Source organism: Streptomyces sp. NPDC005263 (genome assembly GCF_042872365.1).
Taxonomy (GTDB): domain Bacteria; phylum Actinomycetota; class Actinomycetes; order Streptomycetales; family Streptomycetaceae; genus Streptomyces.
In genome coordinates, this window is the sequence record NZ_JBIAKJ010000007.1 from 279,566 (window position 1) to 292,513 (window position 12,948).

The window sequence follows — 12,948 nt, forward strand, 5'->3', positions numbered from 1 at the left end:
ACCCCACGACCAAGACGACGTCACGACGTCATGTCCCGCCGCCGAAGCCCCGCCAGCCCCACCCCCGTCAGCGCGAGGGCCACCAGCAGCAGCACCACTACCGGCCCCCACTCCATCTCCCCGCCCGGCAGCTTCGGGAGGTGGCCGAACGGGGACAGGTCCAGGACCTTCCGCGGAACGTCCAGCGCGGGGCCGACCCAGCCGATCAGCAGGACCGCCCCGGCCACACCCCAGGCCGCCATCGCCGCCCGGGGCACCACCCCGTGCAGCAGCACCGCCACACCGCCGACCACCCAGACGCCGGCCACCTGCACGAGGCAGGCGCCCAGGATCGGCCCGGCCTCCTTGCCGTAGCCGAGGGCGAAGCCCACTCCGGCGAGCAGCATGATCAGCGCGGCCCCGCCGAAGGCGATCACCAGATGCCCGGCGGCCCACCGCAGCCGCCCCACCGCGTTCGCCAGCACCGGTTCCGCGCGCCCGGAGGTCTCCTCGCCGTGCAGCCGTAGGACGGAGGCGACGACGTAGAGCGCGGCGACCAGGCCCAGCATGCCGACCATCGCCGACAGGAACGCGTCCGTCAGGCCGGCCTGCCCGCCCATCCGTTCGATGATCTGGCGGGCGTTGTCGTTGTCGCCGACGAGGTCGGCCGCGCCCTCGGTCATGCCGCCGTAGACCAGGCCGGCGAGGAAGAAGCCGACGCTCCAGCCGAGCACGCTGCCGCGCTGCAGCCGCCAGGCCAGCGCCGCCGCCGAAGCCAGGCGGCCGGACGCCGGCCCCGGCCGGGTGGGCAGGAAGCTCAGGCCGACGTCCCGCCGCCCGGCGAGCGCGTACGCCACCGCCGCCTGCCCGGCGACAGCCGCCGCGAACAGGAGCAGGACCCACCAGCGTTCGTCCGCGTACGGCCGTAGGTTCTCCAGCCAGCCGAGAGGGGACAGCCAGGTCAGCGCCGAGGAACCGTCGTCGGTGGCCGAGTCGCCCGCCGCGCGCAGGACGAAGGCGGCGCCGAGGACCGCCGCGGTCAGTCCGCGGGCGAGCCGCGCGCTCTCCGTGAGCTGCGCGACGATCGCCGCCATCGTGGCGAAGACCATGCCGGCGCCCGCGATCCCGGTCCCGAGCGCCACCGCGCCGGTGGTTCCCCGGGCGGCCAGCCCGGCCACGACCAGCAGGGCCAGCAGTCCGTTGGCGACCACCGCCGCCAGCAGGGCCGCGGTGAGGGAGGCCCGGCGGCCCACCATGCCCGAGGCCACCAGCTCCTGACGGCCGCTCTCCTCCTCGTCCCGGGTGTGCCGGACCACGACGAGCAGGCTCGTCACGGCGGCCAGCGCGCCCGCGTACACGCCGACCCGCCAGGCGGTCAGCGCACCGATCGAGTCGTCGAAGACCGGGCCGACCATCGCGCGCAGCGACGAGTTGGTCGACATCTGCGTGAACAGGTCGGCGCGTTCGGCGGGGGTGGCGTAGAGGCCCTCCAGCGTGTTCGGCATGGACAGGACCATGAGCGCGTTCACCGCGACCCAGACCGGGATCATCACGCGGTCCCGGCGCAACGCGAAACGCAACAGGACGCCGGTTCCGGCCAGTTGGCGCGAGGAGGTGGCCGGTGAGCGGGTGGGCCGCGCGTCGGTGGGCCGTGGGTCGAAGGCGGTCGCGGTCATCGGGTCACCCCCTGAGCGACCACGTCCTCCTGGTAGTGCCGCAGGAACAGCTCCTCCAGCGTCGGCGGCGTCGACGTCAGCGACCGCACGCCGGACTCGCTGAGCGAGCGCAGTACGGCGTCGAGCTTGTCGGTGTCCACCTGGAGGCGGACCCGGCACCCCCGGCCCCCTTCCGTCGACTGGGCGTCCAGATCGTGCACGCCCGGCAGCCCCGCCAACCCGCCCGGCGGACCGGCGAGTTCGGCGGTCACGCTGGTGCGGGTGAGGTGCCGCAGCTCGGCCAGCGAGCCGGTCTCGACGGTCTGTCCCCGGCGGATGATGCTGACCCGGTCGCAGAGTTCCTCGACCTCGCTCAGGATGTGCGAGGAGAGCAGGACGGTGCGGCCACGGTCCCGTTCCTCCTCCACGCACCGCTGGAAGACCTCCTCCATCAGGGGGTCGAGACCGGAGGTCGGCTCGTCCAGGATCAGCAGGTCGACGTCCGAGGCGAACGCGGCGACGAGGGCGACCTTCTGCCGGTTGCCCTTCGAGTACGTCCGGCCCTTCTTCGTCGGGTCCAGCTCGAACCGCTCGATCAGCTCGGCGCGGCGCCCGGCGTGGAGACCGCCACGCAGCCTGCCGTAGAGGTCGATGACCTCACCGCCGGAGAGGTTGCGCCACAGCGTCACATCGCCGGGCACGTACGCGATCCGGCGGTGCAGCCCCACCGCGTCCGCCCACGGGTCGCGGCCGAGGACCTGCGCGGCGCCCGAGTCGGCGCGCAGCAGGCCGAGCAGGACACGGATGGTGGTGGACTTTCCGGCCCCGTTCGGGCCGAGGAAACCGTGGACCTCACCGGATTCGACGTCCAGGTCGAGGCCGTCGAGCGCGCGCGTCCCGCCGAACGACTTGTGCAGCCCGGAGACGCTGATTGCCTTCGTCATGTTTTGGAACTTACGCTGAGTTCATAAATTTGTGAAATTAAGGAACTGCGTAAAGCCCGCATAGGATGAACCCATGACGGAATCAGCCGGGGCCGGGCGGGACGAGGAGGCCGTGTCGAGGTTCGTCGAGTCGTTCGCGGCGCACCTCGTCGAGGCGGGGATGCAGCGCATGGCGGCTCGGGTCTTCGCCGCGCTGCTCGCCTCCGACGAGGGCGTGATGACCTCCGCCGAGCTGGGGGAACAGCTGAAGATCAGCCCCGCGGCGGTGTCCGGGGCGGTGCGCTACCTGGCCCAGACGCACATGGTGTCGCGCGAGCGGGAGCCCGGCTCGCGCCGGGAGCGCTACCGGGTGCGCGGCGACCAGTGGTACGAGGCCCTGACCAACCGCGAGGCAGTCCTCAAGCGGTGGGAGGGCGCCCTGCGCGAAGGCGTCACCAGCCTCGGCGCGCAGACCCCCGCGGGCCGCCGGATGGCCGAGACGCTCGCCTTCTTCGAGTTCCTCGAGGGCGAGGTCGCGGCCATGATGGACCGCTGGCGCGTCCACCGGGACCGAACGTTCGGCTCTTCCCAGGCGCCAGGGTCCTTCTGACGGATCTCCGCGGCGTCGCGGCGTTCGGCCCGCCCGCCGGCCACCCGCCGATCGCACGCGCCGACCACCGCTCCTTCTCCACGAACATCCGTCAGAGGGCCCTAACGCTCCTTAACGCTCCTTCGTCTCCTCCAACACCGTCCGCCCCAGCAGCGCGTAGCGGGACGGGTCCCGCCGCTTCAGGTACTGCGCGTACCCGATGCCCGTCGCCGCGACCAGGGCGACCAGCCACGGAGTCGCCTTCAGGACCAGCGAGCCGGACTCCGAGCCGGCCGCCACGCCCATGTTGGACACCAGCAGCACCACGACCGCGAGCATCGCGAGGCCACCGACGAGCGGGGCGGTGAAGGTCCTGAACCAGTGTCGGCTCTCGGGGTGGTGGGATCGGAAGTACGCCAGCACCGCGAAGGAGCACACGGCCTGGACGACGAGGATCGCCATGGTGCCGAGGATGGCGAGGAGGACGTACAGGCCGGCGTACGGGTCCTTGCCCGCGATCCAGAACGCCGCGATCAGTACGGCGCTCACGATGGTCTGGACGAGGCCCGCGATGTGCGGGGAGCCGTGCCGGGCGTGGGTGCGGCCGATGGTGTGCTTCAGGGACGGCAGGACACCCTCGCGGCCCAGCGCGTACATGTAGCGGGCCGCGCAGTTGTGGAAGGCCATGCCGCAGGCCAGCGAGCCGCTGATCATCAGCCATTGCATGACGACGACCGCCCAGTGGCCGACGTACTGCTCGGTGGGGTTGAAGAACAGCGCGAGGGGGTTCGCGGACGAGGCGGCGGCCACGGCCTCCTTCTCGCCGTTGCCGGTGATGGCCATCCAGGAGACGAGGACGTAGAAGACGCCGACGCCCAGCACCGAGATCATCGTCGCCTTGGGGATGATCTTCTTCGGGTCGCGGGACTCCTCGCCGTACATCGCGGTCGACTCGAAGCCGACCCACGACCAGAAGGCGAAGAACAGGCCGAGGCCGGCACTCGTGCCCCGGAACGCGTTGACCGCGTTGACCGGGCCGAAGGTGAAGCCGTGTGGCCCGCCGCCGTGCAGGGCGACCGAGATCGCCATCGCCGCGAGGATCGTCACCTCGGTGCCCAGGAGCACGACGAGCAGCTTCTCGGCGACCGAGACACCGAACCAGGTGCCCATCGCGTTGACGGCGAGCATCAGGATCGCGAACACCCACCACGGGACGTGCAGTCCCGTCTGGTCCTTGAGGGTCGTCGTCGCGAAGGTCGAGAAGATGCCGATGAGGGCAGGCTCGAAGACGACGTACGCGAAGGTCGCGAGGAGTCCGGAGGCGAGGCCGGCCGTGCGGCCCAGGCCGAAGGAGATGAAGCCGTAGAAGGCGCCGGTGGAGGTGATGTGCTTCGCCATCGACGTGAAACCGACGGAAAAGATTGCCAGGACGACCATTGCGACGAGATAGCTCGCCGGGGCGCCGATGCCGTTGCCGGACGACACCATGAAGGGCACGTTCCCGGTCATCGCGGTGATCGGCGCTGCGGTCGCGACGGCCATGAAGACCACGCCGAGCAGGCCGATGGCGTTGGGTTTGAGGCGATGGACGGTTTCCTCGCCGGCGGTGTCCGCGTTGGGGGCGACGCCCTCCTGTACTGCCATCGGGTGGCCCCTTCCTGGTTGCCGTGTTCGCGCTCCGCGCACTGCCACTGGGGTGGAACTCTGAGGCCCGAATGAGTCGGGCAAGGGTTTCGCCGCGTTAAATGTTTGTCAATCAGACCTTTAGAAATCTGACGGCAACACGCGGCTCGTACGGTCACCGTCATGACCGCCTACACCTCCACCGTCAGCGGCGAGCGCCATCGCTTCGACTCCCTCGCCCGGCTGCTCGCCGCCGCGAGCCCCGAGCGCTCCGGCGACCGGCTGGCCGGCCTCGCCGCGTCGTCGGCACGGGAGCGGGTCGCCGCGCGCTGGGCGCTGGCCGAGGTGCCGCTCACGGCCTTCCTCACCGAGCCGGTCGTCCCGTACGAGACCGACGAGGTGACCCGGCTGATCCTCGACACCCACGCCCCCTCCGCCTTCGCTCCGGTGGCCGGGATGACGGTCGGGGAGCTCCGGGAGTGGCTGCTGTCGGAGGCGGCCGACGCGCCGGCGCTGGCCGCTCTGGCGCCCGGGCTGACGCCGGAGATGGTGGCGGCGGTCTCCAAGCTGATGGGGAACGCGGATCTGGTGGCCGTCGCGCGGAAGGCGCGCGTGGTGACAGCGTTCCGGTCGACCATCGGCCTGCCGGGGCGGTTGGCGACCCGTCTCCAGCCGAACCACCCCACCGACGATCCCGCGGGCGTGGCGGCGGCGCTGCTGGACGGCCTGCTGCTGGGTTCCGGCGACGCGGTGATCGGCATCAACCCGGCGACCGACAGCCCGAAGGCCGTACGGGACCTGCTGGAACTGCTCGACGGAGTGATCACCCGGTACGGGATCCCGACCCAGTCGTGCGTCCTGAGCCATGTGACGACGAGCGTGGACCTCATGGCCCGCGGGGCCCCCGTCGACCTGGTCTTCCAGTCCATCGCGGGGACGCAGGCGGCGAACACGTCCTTCGGGGTCACGCTGGGGCTGCTGGACGAGGCGTACGAGGCCGCCCTGGCGCTTGATCGGGGCACGGTGGGCCGGAACGTCATGTACTTCGAGACCGGGCAGGGCAGCGCCCTGTCGGCGGACGCGCACCACGGGGTGGACCAGCAGACAGTGGAGGCGAGGGCGTACGCCGTCGCACGGCGGTATCAACCGCTGCTGGTCAACACGGTCGTCGGGTTCATCGGCCCCGAGTACCTCTACGACGGCCGGCAGATCCTCCGCGCCGCCCTGGAGGACCACTTCTGCGGCAAGCTCCTCGGCCTGCCGATGGGCCTCGACATCTGCTACACCAACCACGCGGACGCCGATGACGACGACGTGGCGACCATGCTGACCATGCTGGGCGTCGCGGGCGCCTCGTTCGTGATCTGCACGCCGGGCGGCGACGACATCATGCTCAACTACCAGTCGGCCTCGTACCACGACGCCTTGTACCTGCGGGAGGTGCTGGGCCTGCGCCCGGCACCGGAGTTCGAGGCATGGCTGGAATCGATGGGGCTGCTGGACGAGCAGGGAGCGATCCGGGACGTGTCCCATACGGCGGGGGCGCATCCCCTGACGGCGATCGGAAGGGAACTGGCGGCATGACCCAACCACCCGCTCGCACCGGCGACCTGGCCCTCTGGTCGGCCCTGCGCCGCCACACCCAGGCCCGCATCGGCCTCGGCCGGGCCGGCTCAGGACTGCCCACCCGGCACCGGCTGGAACTCCAGGCCGCGCACGCGGCTGCCCGGGACGCCGTGCACTCGCCGTTCGACCCGGACCTGATCGCCGCGGCGCTCACCGGTGTGCCGACGGTACGGGTCCGCAGCGCCGCCCCCGACCGGCTGACCTACCTCCAGCGCCCCGACCTGGGCCGCCGGCTTCACCCGACCGACCGGGCGCATCTGCCGACGGGGGCATGGGACGTGGTGTTCGTGATCGCGGACGGGCTGTCCAGCCGGGCGGTGCACGAGCACGCGGCGGAGATGGTGCGGGCGACGACCGCGGTGCTGCCGCCCGGCACCGGCGTGGCCCCGGTCGTTCTCGCCGAGCAGGCCCGCGTGGCCCTCGGCGACGACATCGCGCACGCCATGGGCGCCGCGTCCGTGGTGGTCCTGGTCGGCGAACGTCCCGGCATGTCCGCGGCGAACTCGCTGGGCGCGTACCTCACCTACGGCCCGAAGCCCGGGGAGACGACCGACGCCGCCCGCAACTGCCTCTCCAACATCCGCCCCCCGAGGGGCCTGACGTACGAGAGGGCGGCCCTGAAGCTGGCCGCGCTGTTGCGCGGGGCGCGGGAGCTGGGGCGGAGCGGGGTGGACCTGAAGGACGAGGCGGACGCGCTGCCTGGGTAGTCATACCGGCATACGGCGGGTCGGAGATGCGCGCGCGAACGCCGGCCAGAAGGCCACCGCGCGGCACCTGGTTGCCCGCGTCGCCTCACCCCTCCGGCAACGTGAGCCCCAGCGCCCCCTCCCACACCGTCCACGTCCGCCTGCGTACCGGTCCCGCGACCGTCGCGTCCGCGCGGTAGCGGAAATCCGCGCCCGTGACGGTCACCCGGCGCCCCCGGGCCAGCAGCGGGGACGCCTCCGCGCCCACCGACGCCGGCCGGACCTCCACGGCCGCGGCTCCGGAGCCGCCCGGGGTCACGGAGACCGCCTCCACCGGCTGGTCCAGGTCGACAAGGGTCTCGCCGTCCACCTCGACGCGCAGCCGCGAGGGACCGGGCGCGGGGTCGAGCGGGGTGGGGCGCGTAGGCCGGGCCGGTACCAGGGTGCGGACGAGCGACTGGCAGGTCCGCAGCCAGGGATGCGTGGGCTCTCCCGACGCCACCGCCGACTCCAGCCCCGCACGCAGCCCCGCGTCCGCCCCGGTTTCCTCCCGCGCGGCGAGCGGCGGTATCCGCAGCGCGCCCAGCACCACCCCGTCGCTGTCGTCCACCAACAGGTCCAGGCGCCGCTCGGCCCCGTCCAGCACGGCCCGCGCCGCCGCCACCGCCCCGGTGGGCAGGCCCAGGGAGCCGGCCAGCGACAGCGACCCGCCCACCGGCACCACGGACAGCGCGCAGTCCGCCAGCTCCCGCCGCCGGTGCAGCAGGGACACCGTCCGGACCAGCGAACGGTCATCGCCTATGACCACCGGCCGCCGCGATCCGCGCCGCGTCAGCACCCGGGCGAACTCCTCCGGCCCTTCCGGCAGACACACCTTCATGCTCGGCGCACCCGCGCTGAGCACGTCTTTCGCGATCCGTACCGACTCTCCGTCCATCCTCCGGGCGACCGGATCGATGACCACCAGCAGCTGGTCGGACGTCGCGAAAGTCACCACCTCGGTCCTGCCTCGCCTTCTCGGGTAGCATCTTTGTGCAAGAGCCCCTTGCGCTATTGCGCCAGGGGCTTCGTCTATTCCGGGGCATCCGGTCCGACGGGTCGCGGCCAACGAAGGCCGCCGGAGTACGAGGCAACCGTGCCGCGTACCCCCTGACCTTGGACATGCCCCGCCCGGAAGGGGTGTACGCGCGTGCCCGCACTTGTGCTGCTCGGTGCTCAGTGGGGTGACGAAGGCAAGGGAAAGGCTACCGACCTGCTCGGTGGCTCGGTGGACTATGTGGTGCGCTACCAGGGCGGCAACAACGCCGGCCACACGGTAGTCGTGGGCGATCAGAAGTACGCCCTCCACCTCCTCCCTTCCGGAATCCTCTCGCCGGGGTGCACCCCGGTCATCGGTAACGGAGTCGTCGTCGACCCGTCGGTCCTGTTCTCCGAGCTGAACGGACTGAACGCGCGTGGCGTCGACACGTCGAAGCTCCTCATCAGCGGAAACGCGCACATCATCACGCCGTACCACGTGACGGTGGACAAGGTGACGGAACGCTTCCTCGGCAAGCGGAAGATCGGCACCACCGGTCGGGGCATCGGCCCGACCTACGCCGACAAGATCAACCGCGTCGGTATCCGCGTCCAGGACCTGTACGACGAGTCGATCCTCACCCAGAAGGTGGAGGCGGCCCTCGACGTCAAGAACCAGGTCCTCACCAAGCTCTACAACCGGCGCGCGATCGCCGTCGACCAGGTGGTCGAGGAGCTGCTGACCTACGCCGACAAGCTCGCGCCGTACGTCGCCGACACGGTTCTGGTGCTCAACCAGGCCCTGGAGCAGGACAAGGTCGTGCTCTTCGAGGGCGGCCAGGGCACGCTCCTCGACATCGACCACGGCACGTACCCCTTCGTCACCTCCAGCAACCCCACCGCCGGCGGTGCCTGCACGGGCGCCGGCGTCGGCCCGACGAAGATCAGCCGGGTCATCGGCATCCTGAAGGCGTACACGACCCGCGTCGGCGCGGGCCCCTTCCCGACCGAGCTGTTCGACGAGGACGGCGAGGCGCTGCGCCGCATCGGCGGCGAGAAGGGCGTGACCACCGGCCGCGACCGCCGCTGCGGCTGGTTCGACGCGGTGATCGCCCGTTACGCCACCCGCGTGAACGGCCTGACGGACTTCTTCCTCACCAAGCTGGACGTCCTGACCGGCTGGGAGCAGATCCCGGTCTGCGTGGCGTACGAGATCGACGGCAAGCGCGTCGAGGAACTCCCGTACTCGCAGAGCGACTTCCACCACGCGAAGCCGATATACGAGAACCTCCCGGGCTGGTCCGAGGACATCACCAAGGCGAAGTCCTTCTCCGACCTGCCGAAGAACGCCCAGAACTACGTCAAGGCACTGGAGGACATGTCCGGCGCCCCGATCTCCGCGATCGGCGTGGGGCCGGGCCGGGACGAGACGATCGAGGTCAACTCGTTCATCTAGGGTCTGTCGTTTGGATCACGCCGCAGACGCGGGGTCTGAGCACGCCCGTGCCCCTGGCCGCCGACATCGGCCAGGGGCACAGGTGTTCCCTGGGGCTTTCGCAACACCCCTAGCGTGCCGTCAGCCTCCACAAGTGGTCCGCGGTGCCGTTGTCGGTCCACTGGAGGACCTGGGCGCCGGACGAGGTGCTCATCTGGTCCACTCCGAGCAGACGCCCGCTGTTGTAGTTGGCGATCTTGTAGTAGCCGTCGCGGGCCGGGATGAGCTGCCAGAGGTGGTCGGCGGTGCCGTTGTCGCCCCAGATCAGGGCGGTGTTGCCGTCGCTGGTGCCCATGTTGGTGATGCCGAGCAGCAGACCGCTCTTCTGGTTGACGATCTTGTACAGGCCCGAACCGGCGGCCACCAGGGTCCAGTTCTGGTCCGTGCCCGTCGTCGAGGTCGCCTGGACGACCGAGGTGCCCTGAGCGCTGCCCGCGTTGAGGGTGTCCAGGGCGAGACCGCTGTTCTTGTTGGTGACCTGGTAGCGCCCGGCCAGCGAGGAGTTGGTGCCGCTCGGGGTGACGACCAGGTGGTAGCTGTCGGAGGCGTTCATCGTCACCGGCACGGTGATGGAGCCGCCCGAGACGGGGTAATCGGCGTCGGAGACGGTGATCGGGCCGGGGGAGGCGGTCGTCCGGCCGGTGTTGGGGGTGTACTCCAGCTTCACGTGGACCGTGGAGCCGAAGGCCGGCAGCGAGGACAGGCCGTTGACGGTGACCGCGCAGGAGCCGGTGCAGCCGCCCGCGATGACGCTGAGCTGGTTGCCCGAGCCGTTGAGGGAGGCGATGCCGTCGATCCCGGTCTGCGCCGGGGGCGTGGTGACCAGCATGTTCCCGGACATGTCGCCGTACCACTTGTACATCCAGTACGAGCCGTTCGGTGAGCCGCCGGTGTCGGTCAGGGTGTCGCCGAGGGTGCCGTAGTGGTTCCAGAAGGCGAGTTCGGCGTCGTGCACACCCGCCCGCTCGAACTTGGCGACGTAGCCGATGAGCGCACCCGGTACGCCCATCTCGTCGGGCGTGGCGTACTCCTCGATGGAGATCGGCCGCGGGCTGATGCCGAGGCCGGACTCCAGTGCGCGGTACGCCGAGACGTGCGCGGCGATGTCCTTGCTGCCCTGTAGCTCGTGCCAGGCGATGACGTCGGGGACGGTGCCGGCGGCCTTGGCGTCGGTGAGGAAGGTGCTCATCCAGGACTGGTTCCAGGCCGAGTAGCTCGGGCCCTGGATCGGGGTCGTGGTGTCCTTCGTGCGCACCTCCTTGAACGTGCGCGTCCACCCCGCGTCGAAGGCGCCGGCGTTGGTGGTGTCCCACGTCCAGTCGGGCTCGTTCCACAGCTCGTAGGAGGCGATGTCGGTGGCGCCGGAGGACTTCACGGAGGCGACCTGCTTGTCGACCGCCGACAGCCAGTCACTCCAACTCACCCACTTGTAGGGGAAGTTCGGATACCAGTCAGGCATCCGTACGACCACCTTCGCGCCCGCCCGGGCCGCCTTCGGCGCGACGACCAGCGCGTCACCGGCGGGGCGCGGCTCACCGTTGGGCAGCTGGGAGCCGCCCGGGGCCATCTGCACGAACGTGTTCGGCTTCAGCGGGGTGACCAGGCTGTCGGCGGGGGTGCTGTCGTCGGCGAGGCCGTAGAGGCTGCCGGTGCCGACATGGGTGACCGAACGCAGGGTCTGGTTGGCGTTGACCACCAGGGTGGTGGCGGAGGTGGGCACCGCCTCGGCCGGGGCTCCGGTGGCGAGGGCCGCGGTGGCGGCCAGGACGGTGACGCCGAGGACGGCGGTCAGCGGTCTTGTGCGGCTCATGGCAGGGGGTGCTCCTCAGGGGAACGGGATGGGGGAGAGGGCATGACGGCGGGGAGGGCATGAAGGCGGAGAGGACATGAAGGGGGGAGAGGGCGTCAAGATCAGTGCTGGGCCGGCTGGCGGCGACAAATGAGCAATCGTTTTCCTGACGAGAAAGTAGAGGGGGAGAGGGGAAGTCGGGTCAAGAGGCGCGGCGGCAGATTTTTCGGGTGGCGCATGGGCTGGAACTAGACTCGGCCCGATGTCACGATGGTGGGCACGTTGCGGTCCCAGGTCGTCAGGCAGTACGGGCAGGGGCAGGCGACGCAACCATGCCGAACGGCGCCGAACAGTCTCCAGCAGCGTCATCAAGGAAAAGGTTTACTCGTGCCCCCTGCCGCAGGTGCTCCAGGCTCTCCCCACGCCGACCGGGCGAAGCTCGCCGACGTCGCCGCGCTCGCGGGCGTCAGCGTGGGAACGGCCTCGAAGGCGCTCAACGGCGGGGGCCGGATGCGTCCGGAGACCCGCCAGCGGGTCCTCGACGCCGTGGCGGAGCTCGGGTTCCGGCCCAACCAGCACGCCCAGAGTCTGCACACCGGCCGCAGTTGGACGGTCGGCCTGATGACCACGGACGGCATCGGCCGTTTCAGCACCCCCGTGCTGCTGGGCGCCGAGGACGCGCTCGGCGCCGGCAAGATCTCGGTCCTGCTGTGCGACACCCGGGGCGACGCCATCCGGGAGCAGCACCATCTGCGCAACCTCATGGACCGCCGGGTGGACGGCATCATCGTCACCGGCCGCCGCACCGACCCACGCCCGCCGCTGACCGGCATCAACGGCCTGGAGTCGGTCTCCGTGGTGTACGCGCTCTCCCCCTCCACGGACCCCGTCCACACCTCGGTCGTCTCCGACGACAGGGGCGGCGCCCGGCTCGCCGTCGAGCACCTGCTGTCCACCGGCCGCACCCGGATCGCCCATGTCACCGGACCCGAACACCACGCGGCCGCCCGCGACCGGGCCCGGCACGGTGTGGAGCAACTGGAGAGCGCCGGGTTCGCCCTGTCCACCGGGCGGGTCCACTTCGGCGAGTGGAGCGAGTCGTGGGGCCGCAGCGCCGCCGACGCGGTCCTGCGCACGGCCCCCGACACGGACGCCTTCTTCTGCGGCAACGACCAGATCGCCCGGGGCGTCGCGGACACCCTGCGGGAGCGCGGCATCGGCGTCCCCGGCGACGTCGCCGTCGTCGGCTACGACAACTGGGACACCATGGCGCTGGCCTCCCGCCCGCCCCTCACCACGATCGACGTCAACCTCACGGAGATCGGGCGCATCGCGGCACTGCGGTTGCTGGAGGCGATCGAGACGTCCGACCCGGCGCCGGGGGTGCACACGGTGCCGTGTCGGCTGGTGGTGCGGGAGTCGACGTGAGGGTGGTCGGTCGCCGGTCGGTGCCTTGGGTCCCGTGGTTGCCAGGGCGCCTGCCGTTGAAGGGCGTGGCGGTGTCCTGACGGCCCCCCTGCCCCAGGTCAGCCGGTCACCCTGACAAGTCTCAGGTTCACGCGCGGG

Annotated in this window: 10 protein-coding genes; 5 read left to right on the top strand and 5 right to left on the bottom strand. The window is 71.0% G+C overall.

What is annotated here, in order from left to right; genetic code table 11:
* Nucleotides 1-20 precede the first annotated feature (20 nt).
* Together ACFYRY_RS29865 and ACFYRY_RS29870 are read right to left on the bottom strand one after the other, a co-directional pair.
* Nucleotides 21-1,655, bottom strand: coding sequence for an ABC transporter permease (locus tag ACFYRY_RS29865; RefSeq protein ID WP_389152272.1), 1,635 nt, complete (start codon nt 1,653-1,655; stop codon nt 21-23).
* Nucleotides 1,652-2,578 carry an ATP-binding cassette domain-containing protein gene (locus ACFYRY_RS29870; protein ID WP_389152274.1) on the bottom strand — a complete coding sequence of 309 codons (927 nt, stop codon included), beginning with the start codon at nt 2,576-2,578 and terminating at the stop codon, nt 1,652-1,654. Before ACFYRY_RS29870 ends, ACFYRY_RS29865 begins: the two co-directional genes overlap by 4 nt.
* A 73-nt stretch (nt 2,579-2,651) precedes the next feature.
* On the opposite strand from ACFYRY_RS29870, the gene ACFYRY_RS29875 reads away from it, so the two are divergent.
* Nucleotides 2,652-3,167 (top strand): GbsR/MarR family transcriptional regulator, encoded by a 516-nt coding sequence (locus ACFYRY_RS29875; protein WP_389152277.1) that lies wholly within the window; start codon nt 2,652-2,654, stop codon nt 3,165-3,167.
* Between the two features lie 111 nt (nt 3,168-3,278).
* On the opposite strand, the gene ACFYRY_RS29880 is transcribed toward ACFYRY_RS29875, so the two are convergent.
* Entirely contained in the window at nt 3,279-4,790 is a 1,512-nt protein-coding gene (locus tag ACFYRY_RS29880; protein ID WP_389152280.1) for an APC family permease, read from the bottom strand.
* 162 nt (nt 4,791-4,952) lie between these two features.
* On the opposite strand from ACFYRY_RS29880, the gene ACFYRY_RS29885 reads away from it, so the two are divergent.
* On the top strand, nt 4,953-6,353 hold the full coding sequence (locus tag ACFYRY_RS29885) for an ethanolamine ammonia-lyase subunit EutB (protein ID WP_389152283.1): 1,401 nt from the start codon (nt 4,953-4,955) through the stop codon (nt 6,351-6,353).
* A complete protein-coding gene (eutC, locus tag ACFYRY_RS29890) occupies nt 6,350-7,102 on the top strand; it encodes an ethanolamine ammonia-lyase subunit EutC (RefSeq protein ID WP_389152286.1) in 753 nt (250 codons plus the stop codon). Before ACFYRY_RS29885 ends, eutC begins: the two co-directional genes overlap by 4 nt.
* Nucleotides 7,103-7,187: 85 nt before the next feature.
* Here eutC and ACFYRY_RS29895 read toward each other — a convergent pair whose 3' ends face one another.
* On the bottom strand, nt 7,188-8,075 hold the full coding sequence (locus ACFYRY_RS29895; RefSeq protein ID WP_389152289.1) for a diacylglycerol kinase: 888 nt from the start codon (nt 8,073-8,075) through the stop codon (nt 7,188-7,190).
* A 195-nt stretch (nt 8,076-8,270) separates the two neighbouring features.
* On the opposite strand from ACFYRY_RS29895, the gene ACFYRY_RS29900 reads away from it, so the two are divergent.
* Complete coding sequence (locus tag ACFYRY_RS29900) at nt 8,271-9,554, top strand: adenylosuccinate synthase (protein ID WP_389152291.1); 1,284 nt, start codon at nt 8,271-8,273, stop codon at nt 9,552-9,554.
* A gap of 109 nt (nt 9,555-9,663) precedes the next feature.
* Here ACFYRY_RS29900 and ACFYRY_RS29905 read toward each other — a convergent pair whose 3' ends face one another.
* Nucleotides 9,664-11,403 carry an RICIN domain-containing protein gene (locus tag ACFYRY_RS29905; RefSeq protein WP_389152294.1) on the bottom strand — a complete coding sequence of 580 codons (1,740 nt, stop codon included), beginning with the start codon at nt 11,401-11,403 and terminating at the stop codon, nt 9,664-9,666.
* A gap of 366 nt (nt 11,404-11,769) precedes the next feature.
* On the opposite strand from ACFYRY_RS29905, the gene ACFYRY_RS29910 reads away from it, so the two are divergent.
* Nucleotides 11,770-12,810, top strand: a complete 1,041-nt coding sequence (locus tag ACFYRY_RS29910; RefSeq protein ID WP_389152297.1) for a LacI family DNA-binding transcriptional regulator — start codon at nt 11,770-11,772, stop codon at nt 12,808-12,810.
* Nucleotides 12,811-12,948 lie beyond the last annotated feature (138 nt).